The organism is Streptomyces sp. NPDC025618 (genome assembly GCF_055558795.1).
In genome coordinates, this window is the sequence record NZ_JBVHLW010000008.1 from 128,013 (window position 1) to 145,188 (window position 17,176).

Here is a 17,176-nt window from a genome sequence, read left to right on the forward strand (position 1 = left end):
CGCCAGGCCCGCAGGCGCCCGGCGCGGCCTCAGCCGTCGGCCCCCGGCCGGCCGGCCTTCCACCGGAACAGCCGCCGCTCCGCGAAGGTCAGCAGCCCTTCCGCCAGCAGCGCGACCACCGCGAGGATGACCATCGCCGCGTACACCCCGGCCGAGTTGAACGTGTTCTGCGCGTTGGAGACGAGCAGCCCGATCCCCTTCGTCGCCCCGATGTACTCGCCGACGATGGCTCCGATCAGCGCGAACCCGAAGCTCACATGGAGGCTGGTGAAGATCCAGGAGGTGGCGGACGGGACGACGACCTGAAGGGTCACCCGGCGGTTGCTCGCGCCCAGGATCCGGGCGTTGGCGACGAGGTTGCGGTCCACCTCCCGCGCCCCCTGGAACGCGTTGAAGAAGACGGGGAAGAAGACCAGCACCACGGCCGAGGCGACCTTGGAGGCAGGGCCCAGGCCGAACCAGATGAGGAAGATGGGCGCGAGGACGATCCTCGGCAGCGCGTTGAGGATCTTGATGTACGGGCCGAGGACGTCGGCCAGGAAACGCACCCGGCCGAGCGCGATGCCGAGCGCCACACCGCCCGTCACGCCGATGACCCAGCCGAACAGGGCCTCGTAGAGCGTGTACCAGATCTGCTCGCCGAGCGAGCCCTGGGCGGTGCCATGGGCGGTCCACTGCACGATCTGGTCCCAGATCTCCGACGGCATCGAGAAGTTGAAGGGGTCGATAATTTTCTGACGGGCCATCAGTTCCCAGGCCCCGAGCACGACGGCGAGCAGCAGCACCCGCACGGCGAGGACCAGCAGCTTCCGGTGCCGGGCGGCCCTGGCCCGGGCCTCCGTACGGCCCGTCGCGCTCTTCGGCGCGGCCGGCGCGGCGGGGACGACGGCGGAACGGGACGGAATCGACTCATGCGACACGCCCTGCACCCCTCTCCCGTGTGATGCGGACCTCTTCGCCGAGCGAGGACCAGATCTCGCGGTAGATCTCGACGAACTCCGCCTCCAGACGGATGGATTCGACCTTCCGGGGCCGCGGCAGCCGGACGGGGAAGACCTCCTTGACGGTGGCCGGGCCGGCGGTCATCACGACCACCTTGTCGGCCAGCGCGATGGCCTCCTCCAGGTCATGGGTGACGAAGACGACGGACGCGGCCGTTCCGCCGGGCCGTCCACCGCCCCACAGCTCCAGGAGCTCGTCCGACATCAGCGCGCGGGTCTGCACGTCGAGCGCGGAGAACGGCTCGTCCATCAGCAGGATCGAGGGATCGCCGACAAAGGTCTGGGCCAGCGCCACGCGCTTGCGCTGGCCGCCGGAGAGCTGGTGCGGATAGCGGTCGGCGAAGGCCGCGAGACCGACCCGGCCGAGCCAGTCGAGGGCCCGCTCGCGCGCCTCCGCCTTGGGCACGCCACGGAAGCGCGGGCCGGCCATCACATTGGACAGGACCGTGCGCCAGGGGAACACCGCGTCCTGCTGGAAGACGAACCCGACCTCCGGCCGGATCCCGGTCACGGGTGCGCCGTCGATGAGCACCTCGCCCTCGGACGGCTCCTCCAGCCCGCTGACCAGGGTGAGGGTAGTCGACTTCCCGCAGCCGGTGGGGCCCACCACGGCCACGAACTCGCCGCGCTCGACGGTCAGGTCGAGATCGCGCACGGCCGTGTGCGCCGCGCCGGAAGGGGTGCGGAACACCTTGGTGGCGCCGCGCAGCTCGATGGCCGGATACCGGCCCGGTGGAGTCCCGCTGGGGGTAGCGTCGTCGGTCGTCCCGCTGTTCATCGTGGCGCCTCCTGTGCCCGGCTCGTCCGCCCCGCGGTCCCTCGGGGCGGTGCTGGACGGTAGGCGCGGCGCGCCCCGCGCAGACAGCCTTGTGAGCGCTGTGCGACTTGAGGGCACGAACCCTGTTCTGCTCGTTTTGCTCGCGGTAGAACAACGAAAGCGCTACGGAACCGGCCACTGGCCGGTCGTCCGGCTACGTTCTGGTGGCAGCGCAGGACGAAAACGAAAGGGACCCCTATGCGCCCCCGGTGGCCCCGCCGTGTCTTCGCTCAGGTGCTGCTCGCCCAACTGCTGATCATCACCGGGGTGACCGGGCTGGCCGCCGGGCTCTTCCTCGCACCCCTCGGCGCCCAGCTGGACGACCAGGCCGAGCGGCAGGCGCTGGCCATAGCGCAGGCCACCGCCGCCCAGCCCGGCATCGCCCGTGAACTGCTGGCCGGACTGCCCACCCCGCAGGGGCCCGTGCAGACGGCGGCCGAACGCATCCGGCTGGCCACGGGCGCCAGCTATGTGGTGGTCGTCGACCTCCAGGGCACCCGCTACTCCCACCCCTCGCCCACCCGGATCGGCGAGCGGGTCAGCACCGACCCGGGCAAGGTCTTGAGCGGGCAGGAGTGGAAGGGGATCGCCAAGGGCACCCTCGGCCGCTCGGCGCGCGGCAAGGTGCCGTTGCGCGACAGCGAGGGCGCCGTCGTCGGCGCCGTCTCCGTCGGCATCGCCTACGACAATGTGCACGCGCTGCTGGTCCACGCGGTGCCGGGCATCCTGCTGTACGCGGGTGCCGCCCTCGGGGCCGGGGCGCTGGCGGCGCTCGCCGTCTCCCGGCGGCTGCGCAAGCGCACCCGCGGCATCGCGCTCACCGAGATATCCGCCCTGCTGGACGAGCGCGAGGCGATGCTGCACGGCATCCGCGAGGGCGTGGTGGCCCTCGACCGGCACGGCCGCGTACGGCTCGTCAACGACGAGGCCCAGCGGCTGCTCGGGCTCGGGCCGGACGCGACCGGGCAGCCGCTGGACAGCGTCCTGCCACCCGGCCGGACCACGGACGTGCTGGCCGGGCGGGTGACGGGCACCGACCTGCTCACCGTCCGGGACGGGCGGGTCCTGGTCGCCAACCGGATGGACACCGCCGACGGGGGCACCGTGGCCACCTTGCGCGACCGCACCGAACTGGAGCAGCTCCGCCGGGAGCTCGACGGCACCCGCGGCCTGACCGACGCGCTGCGCGCGCAGGACCACGAGCACGCCAACCGGCTGCACACCCTGGTCGGCCTGCTGGAGCTGGAACTCTACGACGAGGCAGCCGAGTTCCTGGCAGAGGTGACGGGCGCGCACCGGGCCACGGCCGAGCAGGTCGCCGAGCGGGTGCGCGATCCGCTGGTCGGCGCGCTGCTGGTGGGCAAGAGCGCGGTCGCGGCCGAGCGCGGCGTGGCACTGCGGGTGAGCCCGCGCACCCGGCTGCCCGACCGGGTGGTCGACCCCCGCGACCTGGTCACCGTCCTGGGCAACCTCGTCGACAACGCGCTGGACGCGACCGCCGGCCGGGCCGGCGGAGAACCGTTCGTGGAAGTGGAGCTGCGGACGGTGGGCGCCGCGCTGATCGTGCGGGTCACCGACAACGGACCAGGGGTACCCGCCGCCGACCGGGAACTCGTCTTCGCCGACGGCTGGTCCACCAAGGAACCGCCCCCGCACCGCCGCCGCGGACTCGGCCTCTCCCTCGTCAGAAGGCTGGCCGAGCGCTACGGAGGATCGGCGCGGGCGGACGAACGGGAAGGCGGCGGCGCGGTGTTCACCGTGGAGTTGCCCGAGGCAGTGCGCTCACTCGAAGGGGTGAAGTAAATGATCGAGGTCCTGGTGGTGGACGACGATTTCCGCGTCGCCGAGATCAACGCCGCGTATGTCGCGCGCGTGCCCGGCTTCCATGTCGCCGCCAAGGTCCACACCGCGGCGCAGGCCCTGGCCGTGCTCGAACAGGGAGGCATCGACCTGATGCTCCTGGACCACTTCCTGCCCGACGAGACAGGGCTCTGTCTGGTGCGCCGGATGCGCCAGCGCGGTCACCTCACCGACGTGATCATGGTGACGGCCTCCCGGGACGTCGCGACCGTGCAGGCGGCGATGTGCTTCGGCGCCCTGCAATACCTGGTCAAGCCGTTCACCTTCCCGGGGCTGCGGGTGAAACTGGAGGCGTACGCCCAGCTGCGCCGGACTCTCGACGACGCGCACGAGGCCGGCCAGGACCAGGTCGACCGCATCTTCGGCACCCTGCGCACCGCGGCCACCAGCGCCCCCTTGCCGAAGGGCCACTCCGCGCCCACCGCCGAACTGATCCGCCGCGTGCTCTCGGACGCCGCGCGGCCGCTGTCGGCCCACGAGGTCGCCACCCGCGCGGGCCTGAGCCGCTCCACCGCCCAGCGCTACCTCAAACGCCTGGAGGAGTCCGGCAGACTCCATCTCACCCTCAAATACGGCGAGACCGGCCGCCCGGAACACCGCTACGCCTGGACGACCCGCTGAGCACGCGGGCCCCACATTCCAATTGACCTCACGTCAGCTCCGGCGCGGATCGGGCGGCACCACGATCCCGTAGCGGAAGGCATACCGCACGGCCTGCGCGCGGTCCCGCACCCCCGTCTTGGCGAAGAGGTTGTTGATGTGCGTCTTCACCGTCGCCGTGCTGACATGCAACCGGCGGGCGATCTCGGCGTTGGACAGCCCCTCGGCGACCAAGGACAGCACCTCCGCCTCACGCGCCGTCAGCCCGTCCGGCAACTCCCGGCGCGGCGGCACGCCCTGGGGGGATCCGCCCAGGGGCGACGGCCCCGCCCCGGCCGTACGCTCCGGTGAGCCTTGCTCCCCGGACACGGAGAGCCGCTCCAGCAACCGCCGCTGGATGTTGGGCGAAAGCCCCGCCTCCCCCGACATCACATGCCGCACCGCCCGCACGATCTCCTCCCCGCCGGCATCCTTGGTGAGATACCCGCGCGCTCCGGCCCTGAGCGCGGGAAAGAGCGAGTCGTCGTCGCCGTAGGTGGTGAGGATCACGACCTGGGTCGAGGGATGCTCGTCGCGAATCCGCCGCGTCGCCTCCACGCCGTCGCACCGCGGCATCCTCAGGTCCATCAGCACCACATCGGGGGCGAGTTCGGCCACCAGCCGCACCGCCTCATGGCCATCGGCCGCCGCCCCCACGACCTCGATCCCCGGCAGCAGCCCGAGCAGCATCACGATCCCCTCGCGCACCACGGTCTGGTCGTCAGCCACCACGACCCGCGCCACATCACGGACTTCGGCGCCGCCCGCCCCGGCCGAGCCCGGAGCTCCCGCACTCCCTTCCCCGCCCGCACCCGGCGCGGCCTGAGGACCGCTCGCTCCTCCCCCGCCGCCCGCCCCCTCGCCACCGATCGCGCCGTCCGTCATGCCGGCACCCGCAAACGCACCACAAAGCCCTCCTGCCCAGGTCCGGCCGGTCCGGCCTCCAGCGTGCCGCCGAGCAACTCGGCGCGCTCGCGCATCCCCAGCAGACCGTACCCGGCACCGGACGCCGCGAGGTCACCGGAATCCACATGCCCGCCCCCGTCACGGACCCACAGCTCCACCTGTCCCTCCAGATAGGTGAACCTCACCCGCACATCCGCACCGGGCGCGTGCTTGCGGACATTGGTCAGCGCCTCCTGGGCGACCCTGCGCACCGTCAGCCCGGCCTCCGCCGGCAGGCCCCTGGGCTCCCCCACCACTTCGAAGCGCGCCCCTTCGGACGCGGACGCGTCCCTGAGGAAGTCCTCGACTCGGGACATCTCGCCGCGCAGCGCGGAGAGCGCCTGCCGCGTCTCGGCCAGCCCCTCGCGCGCCATGCCCCGGGCCGCCACCACCCGCTCCAGGATCCGCTGCCGGTCTTCCCCTCTCTCGATGAGCAGCCGCGCCGCCTCCAGGTGCACCATCTGCGCGGAGAGGCTGTGGGCGAGCACGTCGTGGATCTCCCGGGCGATCCGGGCCCGCTCGGCGAGGGCCGCCGACTCGGCCTCCGCCCGGCGGGCCGCCCGCTCCTGCGCCAGCAGCCGGAACCCGGCCCCCCGCGCCTCCTCGTCCAGCCGCAGCGCGTACCCCAGGACGGGCAGCCCCAGCGCCGTCAGCGCGGCCACCGTCGGTCGGTCCGTGCTCGCCAGGGCGTACGACCCCATGGCGACCACGGAGACGCCCACCCCGTAGAGCATCGGGAGCCGCTCCATCGCGACGAGCGCGCACAGGCACCAGAGCACCGCGGCCGGCGTGTGCACCCCCGCCGCCTGGGATGCCGTACCGACCGCGTACAGCACCGCCAGCACCCCCAGGGACGGCCACAGCCGCTGGGCGAGCGTCGTGCCGTAGTAGACCCGGACCCCGACGACGCAGACGATCAGGCCGACGGCCAGGGCGACGAATCCCCACCCGTGCAGCAGGTGATCGCTCAGCACCCCCCACAGGACCAGGCCGAGCAGGCCGAGCCGTACCACCCAGCCCATGACCTGGCGCCGCCGTGGCACTCCCATCCGCGAAAGCGCCTCACGGGCCGGCCACTCGGTCCAGTTCTCCATCGGCACGTGGTGTCCCTCCGCCGCGACTCGAGCCTCAGCCACCGGCAGGGACACCGTACGCCGGGCGGAAGCCCTGGGCCCGGTGGGCCAGCACCCCGGAGCGGGCCAGGAGCACGGCCGCGACGGTCATCATCGTCGCGGCGCCGCCCTGGTGGACCCCGGCCAGCGCACCCAGACCGTAGAGCGCGACGCGCAGGGCCGCCCCGCCGAGCCATATCGCGGCCGTGGCCTTGCCGCCCCGGGCCCAGAGGGCCCCGGATTCGTCGGACCATATTCGGGTGGTCCAGGCCCACGCGGCGCCGGTGGCGAGCCCCGCCAGCACACCGCCGGCGAGCAGACCCACGGACGCGGCGCGATGCCCGGCGTCGATCAGCCCCGGCTGCCGGACGGCCACGACGACGAGCACCGCGGGAAGCAGCCACCAGCGCCGGGCATCGTCCGCCACCCTGCGCGGCCTCGTCTGCCGGACGAGCACGATCGCGCAGACCGCGACGATCACTGCGACATCGAAAAAGCCGGACATGGGACAAGCCTCCGCGGAGCGTGGACGAGCGCGAACGATTCAACGCATCCGACGCTACGGATCCGGCTCGCGGCCGGGATCGGCTCACGGGTGGGCTTCGGGTGGAGCCTGGGTGGAGGCTCGGGTGGAGGCCGCTCTCCACCCAGGGGTGGAGGCTCCGTGCCGGCGCACGGGCCTCCGGCGCCGCAGCGGCCGCCGGACCACTACCGCGTCGATCCCGGCGGACGCGCGGGCGCTGCCACAACGCCTGTCGGAGGAAGGGGTGCTGACAGGCGGCGGTGCGTCACTCGCCGACGCGTCAGGCGTCGATGCGCGAGCGGTCCAGCGTGGCGGCGGAGTTGGTGATGAACTCCTTGCGGGGGGCGACCTCGTTGCCCATCAGGAGGTCGAAAGCACGCTCCGCCGCTTCCAGGTCGCTGATGTTGATGCGCCGCAGGGTGCGGTGGCGCGGGTCCATCGTGGTCTCCGCGAGCTGGTCGGCGTCCATCTCACCGAGACCCTTGTAGCGCTGGATGCCCTCCTTGTAGCGGACGTTCTTCCGCTCCAGCTCCAGCAGCGTCTCCCGCAGCTCGCTGTCGGAGTAGGTGTAGATGTACTTGTCCTGCCCCTTCTTGAGCTGGGTCAGCTCCACCCGGTGCAGCGGCGGCACCGCCGAGAAGACCCGCCCCTCCTCCACCATGGGCCGCATGTAGCGCTGGAAGAGGGTCAACAGCAGGCAGCGGATGTGCGCGCCGTCCACATCGGCGTCGGCGAGGAAGATCACCTTGCCGTAGCGCGCCGCGTCGATGTCGAAGGTCCGGCCGGACCCCGCTCCTATCACCTGGATGATCGCGCCGCACTCGGCGTTCTTGAGCATGTCGGAGACCGACGACTTCTGGACATTGAGGATCTTGCCGCGGATCGGCAGCAGCGCCTGGAACTCGGAGTTCCGGGCCAGCTTCGCCGTGCCGAGCGCCGAGTCGCCCTCGACGATGAACAGCTCGCTGCGCTCGACGTCGTCACTGCGGCAGTCGGCGAGCTTGGCCGGCAGCGAGGAGGACTCCAGGGCCGTCTTCCGCCGCTGGGCCTCCTTGTGCTGCCGGGCGGCGATGCGCGTACGGGCCGCGGCGACGATCTTCTCCAGCACGGCCCGCGCCTGCTGCTTGGCGTCGCGCTTGGTGGAGACCAGGAACGCCTTGAGCTCCTTGGCGACGACGTTCGCCACGATCCGGGAGGCGGCCGAGGTGCCCAGGACCTCCTTGGTCTGCCCCTCGAACTGCGGTTCCGCCAGGCGGACCGTCACGACGGCCGTGAGGCCCTCCATGGCGTCGTCCTTGACGACGTCGTCCTCGGCGACCCGCAGGAGCTTCGACGAACGGAGCACCTCATTGACCGTCTTGGTGATCGACCGCTCGAATCCGGTCACATGCGTGCCGCCCTTGGGGGTGGCGATGATGTTGACGAAGGACTTCACCGTCGCGTCGTAACCCGTGCCCCAGCGGAGCGCGATGTCCACGCCGAGCTCGCGGGTGACCTCGGTCGGGGTCATGTGCCCGCGGTCGTCGAGGACCGGCACGGTCTCCTTGAAGGTGCCCTGGCCGCTCAGCCGCAGCACGTCGCACACGGCCTTGTCCTGCGCGAGGTACTCGCAGAACTCACTGATGCCGCCGTCGTAGCGGAACGTCTCCTCGGTGCTGTCCGCGCCGTCGAGGCCCCGCTCGTCACGGACGACGATGGTCAGCCCCGGCACCAGGAAGGCAGTCTGCCGCGCGCGGCCGTACAGCGTCTCCAGGGAGAGCTTCGCGTCCTTGAGGAAGATCTGGCGGTCCGCCCAGTAGCGGATACGGGTGCCGGTGCGGGCCTTGGGGGCCTTCTTGCCCTTCAGGAGGCCGTTGGCCGGGTCGAAGGGGGCGTCCGGGCCGGACTCGGTGAAGATGCCGGGCACGCCGCGCCGGAAGCTGATCGCGTGGGTCCGGCTGTTCCGGTCCACCTCCACGTCCAGCCGGGCGGAGAGCGCGTTGACGACGGAGGCGCCCACGCCGTGCAGACCACCGGAGGCGGCGTACGAGCCGCCGCCGAACTTGCCGCCCGCGTGCAGCTTGGTCATCACGACCTCGACACCGGACAGCCCGGTCTTGGGCTCGACGTCCACGGGGATGCCGCGGCCGTTGTCCCGGACCTCCACCGAGCCGTCGTCGTGGAGGATCACGTCGATCCGGTCGCAGAATCCGCCCAGAGCCTCATCGACGGAATTGTCGATGATCTCCCAGAGGCAGTGCATCAGGCCGCGGCTGTCGGTGGAGCCGATATACATACCGGGCCGCTTGCGAACGGCCTCGAGCCCCTCGAGGACGAGCAGGTGCCGCGCGGTGTAGTTGGATCCGTCCCGGTCTGCCCCGGTCAGCAACGCAGTGGACGGCACGGACATATCGGCGGTCACGCGGTTCGCTCCTCGCTGAATTTCTTTTTCGGCCCCGGTCGGGCGCGGTCATGGCTCGGTCGCCGTTCAGAGGGTACCGAGGCCTGGTAGAGCCTTTGCGCAGCCACCCGTAGGAATGCCCATGCTAGTCCAGAGTCGATCACACGTTCGATGACTCGTTGGAGTGACGTGCACATCACGTTCCCTTGGAGGCATGAACCATTTAGGCTCCGGGCACGTCCTCAAGAACAACCCGGCAAGCCGGCCGGGCAGGACCAAAGACCCCAGCGACGTGAAACCGTAAGCCCACGCAATACGGCTCATTCGCCGCCAACCGTCAAGATCTGGCCCACTCGGAAGGAACTTTCGAGGAAAAGCCGCGAGCGGGAACGTTTTCGGCCTGGTTGGATGTTGACCCTGGTACGACAGCTCGTCGAGCTAGAGAAGAGGCGACGTGACTACTGTTCTGACCCCCGCGAGCCCGCTGACGGCCGCTGACCGCTGCGACCGGTGCGGCGCTCAGGCTTACCTGCGCGTCGTTCTCATGAGCGGCGGCGAACTGCTCTTCTGCGCCCACCACGGGCGTAAGTTCGAGCCAGAACTCAAGAAGATCGCCGCGGAGATACAGGACGAGACGGAGCGGCTCACCGCCTCTCCGGCGTCCGCGTCCGACGAGGACCGTTGAGTCCGCAATGGAACGCTGACACATCGCATCCGACGACGAGCGAGGTCCGGCCATCCAGGGCCGGGCAGCGGCGGGCGGCCACCCCCACGGGGGAGGTCGCCCGCTCTCGTGTCCGCACACACTCCACCGGGTCTCTCCACGGCCTCACCGCCGCCTTCCCGGCCGCGCCCTGAGGTGGTGGCGCACGCCCCTCGGGACAGCCCGCGACACGAGCTGCTGGAGGGTCGGGGGCGGCGCCGGAGTCCCGGTGCGCTCCGGGGCCGCCGTGCGGAGGGGCGGCTCGACCGCCTGAGCGGCGGCTGGAGCGGCTTGCTTCGCCCCTTCGGCCACACGTGCCGCCACCAGCGACTTGACCGCCGAGATGCGCGTATAGACCCCTGGATGACCCTTCTGGGCGCAACCGCTGCCCCAGGACACCAGCCCGATCAGCCTCCCCCGCGCGACCAGCGGCCCGCCGCTGTCGCCCTGACAGGCGTCCTTGCCGCCGTCCGGCAGCCCGCCGCACAGCATCGAACCCCGGCGGTAGACGCCCTCCGCGCTCCCCGGGTACGCCCGCTCGCACAGAGCGTCGTCCAGCACGAGCAGCTTGGCGGTACGGAGCGTCTCCGAGTAGGTGCCGTCGCCGTACACGTCGCCCCACCCGTAGACCATGGCCGGCGTGCCCGTCCGGTACACCGAGTCGCCCGACTGCGCCATCGGGAGGACGCGCCCCCCGGGCACCGGCTCCTTCAGGGTGAGCACGGCGACATCGCCCGCGTTGGTACCGGCGTCGTACCCCGGATTGACCCAGGTGTCGCGGAGCTCCAGCTCGAAGCCGGACACTCCGCGCAGATCGTCCCGGCCGCTGATGATCCGGAGGTCCTTCGCCTCGCTCACGTCCATGCCGAGCACTTCGTGGCTCAGGCAGTGCGCCGCCGTGACGACCGTCCTGGGGCCCACCACGACGCCGCCGCAGAACTGTCCCGACCGGGCGACCCCGAACCGCTGGCGGCTCGCCAGAGCCACGGCCCAGGGCGCGTCCGAGGCTCGCACGGACTGTCCACCGATGACCCCCCGGTCCGCCGCTGCCGGAGCGGGGACCGCGAGCAGCAGCGCGACGGCGCCGGCCAGCGGATAGCTCAGGGAACGCATGCGGTCTCCTGACGGTGCGGAGTTCCTTGCACACCCAGGGTCAACCCGCGCGCCGATCACCGCATCCCGAAGCCGGACGGGCGTACTCCGAATTCGCACCCCGTCGCACGGAAAGCCCGAAGGCCCGGCGCCTCCACGAGGGAGGCCCGGGGCCTTCGGGACCTGCTGATTCGACGGGTTCGTCCGTCAGTCCAGGTAGTCGCGCAGGACCTGGGAGCGGGACGGGTGACGCAGCTTCGACATCGTCTTCGACTCGATCTGACGGATGCGCTCACGCGTCACCCCGTAGACCTTGCCGATCTCGTCGAGGGTCTTCGGCTGACCGTCGGTGAGACCGAAGCGCATCGAGACGACGCCCGCCTCACGCTCGCTGAGCGTGTCCAGGACGGAGTGCAGCTGCTCCTGGAGGAGGGTGAAGCTGACGGCATCGGCGGGCACGACCGCCTCGGAGTCCTCGATGAGGTCACCGAACTCGCTGTCGCCGTCCTCACCCAGGGGGGTGTGGAGGGAGATCGGCTCACGGCCGTACTTCTGGACCTCGATGACCTTCTCGGGGGTCATGTCGAGCTCCTTGGCCAGCTCCTCCGGGGTGGGCTCGCGGCCCAGGTCCTGGAGCATCTGGCGCTGGACACGCGCGAGCTTGTTGATGACCTCGACCATGTGCACCGGGATACGGATGGTGCGGGCCTGGTCGGCCATCGCGCGCGTGATGGCCTGGCGGATCCACCAGGTCGCGTACGTCGAGAACTTGTAACCCTTGGTGTAGTCGAACTTCTCGACGGCGCGGATCAGACCGAGGTTGCCCTCCTGGATGAGGTCCAGGAAGAGCATGCCGCGGCCGGTGTAGCGCTTGGCCAGGGAGACCACGAGTCGGAGGTTGGCCTCCAGCAGGTGGTTCTTGGCGCGGCGCCCGTCCTCGGCGATGATCTCCAGCTCACGCTTGAGCTTGGGCGCGAGCTTGTCGGAGTTCGCGAGCTTGTCCTCGGCGAACAGGCCCGCCTCGATGCGCTTGGCGAGCTCGACCTCCTGCTCGGCGTTGAGGAGGGGGACCTTACCGATCTGCTTGAGGTAGTCCTTGACCGGGTCGGCGGTGGCACCGGCCACCGCGACCTGCTGCGCGGGCGCGTCGTCCTCGTCCTCGTCGGACAGGACGAAGCCCTTGTTCTCGCCGGTCTCGTCCTCTTCCTCGCCACCCTTGCCCGGGGTGGGGGTCTCGTCGACGAGCTCATCCTCGAGCAGCTCGTCGGCGTCCTTCTTGGAGGCGGTCTTCTTGGCCGCCGTCTTCTTCACGGCGGCCTTCTTGGCCACCGTCTTCTTTGCCGCCGCCTTCTTGGTGGCGGCCTTCTTCACGGGCGAGCCCACGGCATCGTCATCGTCGCCGTACGCGTCCGGGGCGGACGTCGCGGACGCGGTCTGGCGTGCCGTGACCGTCTTGGACGCCACGGCCTTGGTGGCGGTGCGCTTCGCCGGGCTCTTCGCTGCGACGCTCTTGCGGGTGCGCTTGGGCGCCTCGGCGGCACTGACCATCAGCGTCACACCCTCCTCGTCGAGGACCTGGTTGAGGCTGCGCAGAACATTCTTCCACTGGGTTGGCGGAATCTGGTCAGCCTCGAAGGCCCGACGCACGTCGTCGCCGGCGATCTGCCCCTCGGCCTTTCCCTGCTCGATGAGCGCCATCAGAGACTCGGATTCGGCGATCTCCGGCGGGAGCGTACGGGATGTGCTGGCCGACACGAACAACCTCTCGGAACGATGGAAACGGCTTTCGGTCCCGGCCCCCTCTGGACGAGGACCCGGTTCCGACGACCGCCGGCAAGGATGAACCGGCGGCGCGGGTGGTGAATGCAGAGGGACTCAGCGCCTCGAACGAGGCCCGTATTCCTTCCGCGGCTGCCACCTCTTTAGTCATCGCACTGCCTCAAAGAGCGTTACGCCCAATCCTCGTGGCCCGAGTCACACCCCATAAGGGATATAAGGCCACTTCAGCGGACAGAACACCCCGATGCGCCCCCGCCCGAGTTCCGGGGGCGCCATGTGCCGTTCGTCCACAACGGCTCGCGCGGGCGACCCGGACGAGCGGCCGTACGCGCGAGCCGTGGGCACGGTCTCGCGCATGCGGCCCCGTCCGTGCGACCCGCCGGCGCCGTTCCGCTCTTCCGCGCGGTCAGTGCTCGCGAGGGGCCGGCACCACGCGCTCGACGTCCGGGTGGGCGACGAGCAGTTGACGCATCGCGGCTTCCGCCCCGGCGGCGTCCCCCGCGCCCACGGCGTCGACGATCCGGAGGTGATGGCCCACGCCCGCTTCCGTGGGGCGGTCACAGCCGGCCGAGGGCGCGCCCGAGACGTGCAGGGCGGAGGAGACGATGCCGGCGAGGTGCTCCAGCATGCGGTTCCCCGCGACCTGGAGCAGCAGCGAGTGGAACTCGGAGTCGGCGCGCGAGAAGGTGAGCGAGTCACCCTGCGCCAGCGCGTGCCCCATGATCTCGGCCATGTCGGCGAGGCGCTGCTGGACGTCCTCGCGCCCGTGTCCGGCGGCGAGCCGGGCGGCGAGCGGCTCGATGGTCCAGCGGAGCTCGCTGAGCTCGCGGCGCTGATCCTCGCGCTGGGGGCCGAAGGCCCGCCACTCGATGATGTCGGGGTCGAGCAGGTTCCAGTCGCTGACGGGGCGGACCCGGGTGCCGACGTTGGGGCGTGCGCTGACCAGGCCCTTGGCCTCGAGGACGCGCAGGGACTCGCGGACGACGGTGCGGGAGACCTCGAACCGCTGGCCGATCTCCTCGGGGACGAGCGGACGGTCGGCTCCCAGATCACCGGAGACGATCATCTGGCCGAGCTGCTGGACGAGCTGGCCGTGCAGCCCTCGGCCGCGACTGCCGGCCGCGCGGCGGCCTGCCCGGCTCAGCTCCGCCTCGCCGTCCCAGGCAGGCGAGGCCCCGCGGTCGACCCCTGGGGTCTCCGCGTAGGGGTAACGGTCAAGCTCGCCCGGGCCTGTGAGGCCGGTGTCGGCGGGGCGAGCCGCGGTCATCATGGTGTGCGCAAGGGTACTCACGCCTCCTTTGTCGGCGACACCTCGAAGTCCCTTGAGGTCTTTGGTGAAAAGCACACGAAAGGGTGATCGCCCATTACCTCACAATTGACGACCAAATGGACAGAACCGGGCACTCTCCGGGGTGGCGTGAATGCGGAGCGTGACGACATCAGCGCCTGGCGCCAGTCTGGATTCCGGAGCGTGAGCACGGCGGCATGAGCACCCCGGCGCGCGCCGTCATCGCGGGCCCCCTCGGAACACGGTGAGGACATACGCACCGAGCAACCCCGCGAGTGACAACGCGAGCGCCCAGCCGACGGGCTGGGACACCAACTGCAAGGCCGCCGAGATTCCGGTGTCCATCTCGGACGGCCACTGGACGACCGCGGCGGCGCGCAGCCGCTCGGGAAGTCCGATGAGGGACCGGGCCGCGGGCTCGGCCAGCACGCTGCCGAGGAGCGGCATCACGAGGGTCGGCACCGCCAGCACCGCGACCAGCCCCAGAGCGGTGGAGCGGAACAGCCCGCCGGCGAGGAGGCCGGCCCACGCGCAGCCGAGGGCCAGGCAGGCGCAGCCCGCGAGCCCGACGGCCCAGCCCGCGGGGGCGACGACCGCGTCGTCGCCGTAGAGCAGCCGCACCACGACCGCGTCGAGCAGCACCGCGACAAGCGCGAGGAGCACGGCGGCCGCACCGGTGACCGCGAGCTTGGCCCCGAGCAGTCCGAGACGGCGGGGGACGGTGCCCTGGTCCGGCGCCAGCGCGGGGTAGCGGAACTCCTGGCCGAATGAGAGCGCTCCGATGAGTCCGGCGCCGAACGCCGCCGGGGGCAGGGGCAGCAGGCTCGGCCAGCCGGTGAACAGGCGTGGCTCCGGGGCTCCGGTGCGGGCCAGCAGCACGGCGGCCAGGAGGGAGACGCCGAGGGTGGCGGCCGTCACGATCCAGCCGGTCGGGACCCCTGTCGCGCGGCGCAGTTCGTACCGCAGGGGCCAGACGGGGTCGGGGGCCGGGAGGCGCGGCAGCGGGCGGGGCACGATGACGGGCCGGACTGTCGGGCCTGACGCTGCCCCGGTGCCGCGCTCCCTCGGCTCTTCACCGGACGCGGTATCGGACGGAGCTTCCTGCGGAGCCGCCTCGGGGGCGGGGCCGCCCCGGCGGCCGTCGGCACGCGACAAGGGCGTCACGGGCCCAGTGTCACCGGTCTCCTCGGTCAGCCGGTGGACGAGGATGCCGTGCCGGTAGGCGGTCTCCCCGACGACCGCGCAACTGCTGCCGTAGACCGACAGCCTGCCGCCGCCCTCGTGCACGACCTCCATGGGCGGCTCTCCCGGGGGCATCTCCTCGGCGTCGGCCTCGGCCTCCAGGAGGTGGGCGAGGCGGGGTGCGAGCGGCGACCGCACCACGACGCGGGGGCGGAGCCGCGTACGGGCGAAGGCGGCCGCCTCTTGGTCGGCGACGAGGCGCCCCCGGTCGATGGTGACGACCTGGTGTGCGATGCGGGCGGCCTCGGAGGCGTCGCGGGAGGTGACGAGGACGGCGCCGCCCTGCTCGGCGAAGCCGCGCAGCACTCCGTGGAGCCATGCGGTCTCGCGGGGGGAGAGCTCGTACGCGGGCTCGTCGAGGACCAGGGTGTGCGGATCGCCGAGCAGCGCGGCGGCGAGGCCCAGGCGGCGGTCCATGCCGCGGGAGAAGGCGTCGAGGCGCTGATCAGCGAGGCCGGTGAGCCCCACGACCTCCAGCACCTCGTCGGCGCGGCGTACGGGCACGCCGGCCGCCGCGCTGAGCATGCGCAGGTGGCTCCGTGCGGTGCGGGCGGGATGGCCGGGGACGTCACCGAGGAGCACCCCGATCTCCCGCATGGGGTGAGCGACGCGGTCGAGGGTGCGGCCGCGGAAGAGGGCGACGCCGCGGCCGGGGTCGAGCCGCAGCATGAGACGCAGAGTGCTGGTCTTGCCCGCGCCTTCCGCCCCGAGGAGCACGGTCACCCGCCCGGGGCGCGCCTCGAAGGTGATGTCGTCGACGGCGGGAGGCTGGTCGCGGCGGGGAGTGCTCGTCAGTCCGATGGCCTGGATCATGGCTTCTCCCGCAGGGCGTGAGACGGCTCGGCGGCGCGGCCGGCGACCGGACCGGAGCGACCCGGGACCGAACGGATCCGGGGGATCGCACAGCACGCGAAGTCGCTTTGGCGTACGGCAGCACCGTAACCCGATATGCCCGAATTGGTCCGCAATGCCGACCGCGGGCCTCCCGTGTCCCGCCGCGGGAGCGAGCCGCCCCTACGCCTCCGGCCGCAGCATCGGCGGGTTAAGCACCGTGGCCCCGCCGGCCCGGAAGAGCTGCGCCGGACGCCCTCCCTGACGGGTCGTCGTCCCCCCTGTGGGCACGAGGAAGCCCGGCGTGCCCGTGACCTTGCGATGGAAGTTGCGCGGGTCCAGGGCGACGCCCCACACCGCCTCGTACACCCGGCGCAGCTCGCCGACGGTGAATTCCTGCGGGCAGAAGGCAGTGGCCAGCGAGGAATATTCGATCTTGGAGCGGGCGCGCTCGACGCCGTCCGCGAGGATACGGGCGTGATCGAAGGCCAGCGGGGCCGCCTGCTCGCCGTCGCGGCCGTGGGCCACCTCTTGGTCGAGCAGATCCTCCACGGGCGCCCAGCGCACGCTGTGCGCGTCACCGCCGGCCCGCGGAGCGGGCAGGTCGGGGGCCAGCGCGAGGTGCGCCACGCTGACCACCCTCATGCGAGGATCGCGCTTGGGGTCGCCGTAGGTGGCGAGCTGTTCGAGATGGGCGGCGTTGGCGAATGCGGGCCCCGCCGGGTCGTGGGCATGCAGCCCCGTCTCCTCGGCCAGCTCCCGGGCGGCGGCGGTCGCCAGGTCTTCGTCACCCCGGACGAAACCGCCAGGCAGTGCCCAACGGCCCTGGTACGGGGGCTCGCCGCGGCGGACGGCCAGGGCGCACAGGGCGTGGCGACGCACCGTGAGCACGACCAGGTCGACGGTGACAGCGAAGGGCGGAAAGGCCGACGGGTCGTAGGGCATGCCGCGATCATAGTCGTCT

The 17,176-nt window shown here is 71.6% G+C and carries 13 protein-coding genes and 1 pseudogene; 3 read left to right on the forward strand and 11 right to left on the reverse strand.

Going from position 1 to position 17,176, the window contains the following annotated elements; genetic code table 11:
- Positions 1-29: 29 nt before the first annotated feature.
- Positions 30-905, reverse strand: a complete 876-nt coding sequence (locus ACZ4A5_RS10680; RefSeq protein ID WP_467581247.1) for an ABC transporter permease — start codon at positions 903-905, stop codon at positions 30-32.
- A gap of 4 nt (positions 906-909) precedes the next feature.
- Positions 910-1,779: an ABC transporter ATP-binding protein gene (locus tag ACZ4A5_RS10685; RefSeq protein ID WP_467581043.1), complete on the reverse strand. Its 870-nt coding sequence runs from the start codon at positions 1,777-1,779 to the stop codon at positions 910-912.
- Positions 1,780-2,016: 237 nt separating this feature from the next.
- Here ACZ4A5_RS10685 and ACZ4A5_RS10690 point away from each other — a divergent pair, with 237 nt between their 5' ends.
- Complete coding sequence (locus ACZ4A5_RS10690) at positions 2,017-3,621, forward strand: sensor histidine kinase (RefSeq protein ID WP_467581046.1); 1,605 nt, start codon at positions 2,017-2,019, stop codon at positions 3,619-3,621.
- A complete protein-coding gene (locus ACZ4A5_RS10695; protein ID WP_467581049.1) occupies positions 3,622-4,299 on the forward strand; it encodes a response regulator in 678 nt (225 codons plus the stop codon).
- 33 nt (positions 4,300-4,332) lie between these two features.
- Here ACZ4A5_RS10695 and ACZ4A5_RS10700 read toward each other — a convergent pair whose 3' ends face one another.
- The 4 genes from ACZ4A5_RS10700 to ACZ4A5_RS10715 form a co-directional block, all read right to left on the reverse strand.
- Positions 4,333-5,007 (reverse strand): response regulator, encoded by a 675-nt coding sequence (locus ACZ4A5_RS10700; RefSeq protein ID WP_467581250.1) that lies wholly within the window; start codon positions 5,005-5,007, stop codon positions 4,333-4,335.
- Between the two features lie 191 nt (positions 5,008-5,198).
- A complete protein-coding gene (locus ACZ4A5_RS10705) occupies positions 5,199-6,356 on the reverse strand; it encodes a sensor histidine kinase (RefSeq protein WP_467581253.1) in 1,158 nt (385 codons plus the stop codon).
- A 34-nt stretch (positions 6,357-6,390) separates the two neighbouring features.
- On the reverse strand, positions 6,391-6,879 hold the full coding sequence (locus tag ACZ4A5_RS10710) for a DUF1453 domain-containing protein (protein WP_467581052.1): 489 nt from the start codon (positions 6,877-6,879) through the stop codon (positions 6,391-6,393).
- 298 nt (positions 6,880-7,177) lie between these two features.
- Complete coding sequence (locus tag ACZ4A5_RS10715) at positions 7,178-9,298, reverse strand: DNA gyrase/topoisomerase IV subunit B (protein WP_467581056.1); 2,121 nt, start codon at positions 9,296-9,298, stop codon at positions 7,178-7,180.
- A 433-nt stretch (positions 9,299-9,731) separates the two neighbouring features.
- On the opposite strand from ACZ4A5_RS10715, the gene ACZ4A5_RS10720 reads away from it, so the two are divergent.
- Positions 9,732-9,962 carry a DUF7455 domain-containing protein gene (locus ACZ4A5_RS10720; protein WP_030260793.1) on the forward strand — a complete coding sequence of 77 codons (231 nt, stop codon included), beginning with the start codon at positions 9,732-9,734 and terminating at the stop codon, positions 9,960-9,962.
- 327 nt (positions 9,963-10,289) lie between these two features.
- Here ACZ4A5_RS10720 and ACZ4A5_RS10725 read toward each other — a convergent pair.
- The 5 genes and pseudogenes from ACZ4A5_RS10725 to ACZ4A5_RS10745 all read right to left on the reverse strand — a co-directional run.
- Positions 10,290-11,093 (reverse strand): annotated as a pseudogene (locus ACZ4A5_RS10725) (S1 family peptidase); the annotation flags it as partial.
- A gap of 186 nt (positions 11,094-11,279) precedes the next feature.
- A complete protein-coding gene (locus ACZ4A5_RS10730; protein WP_398873469.1) occupies positions 11,280-12,827 on the reverse strand; it encodes an RNA polymerase sigma factor in 1,548 nt (515 codons plus the stop codon).
- A gap of 430 nt (positions 12,828-13,257) precedes the next feature.
- Positions 13,258-14,196, reverse strand: a complete 939-nt coding sequence (locus ACZ4A5_RS10735) for a FadR/GntR family transcriptional regulator (protein ID WP_467581061.1) — start codon at positions 14,194-14,196, stop codon at positions 13,258-13,260.
- Between the two features lie 162 nt (positions 14,197-14,358).
- On the reverse strand, positions 14,359-16,194 hold the full coding sequence (locus ACZ4A5_RS10740) for an ABC transporter ATP-binding protein (RefSeq protein WP_467581065.1): 1,836 nt from the start codon (positions 16,192-16,194) through the stop codon (positions 14,359-14,361).
- 201 nt (positions 16,195-16,395) lie between these two features.
- Positions 16,396-17,157, reverse strand: coding sequence for an NUDIX hydrolase (locus tag ACZ4A5_RS10745; RefSeq protein WP_467581068.1), 762 nt, complete (start codon positions 17,155-17,157; stop codon positions 16,396-16,398).
- Positions 17,158-17,176 lie beyond the last annotated feature (19 nt).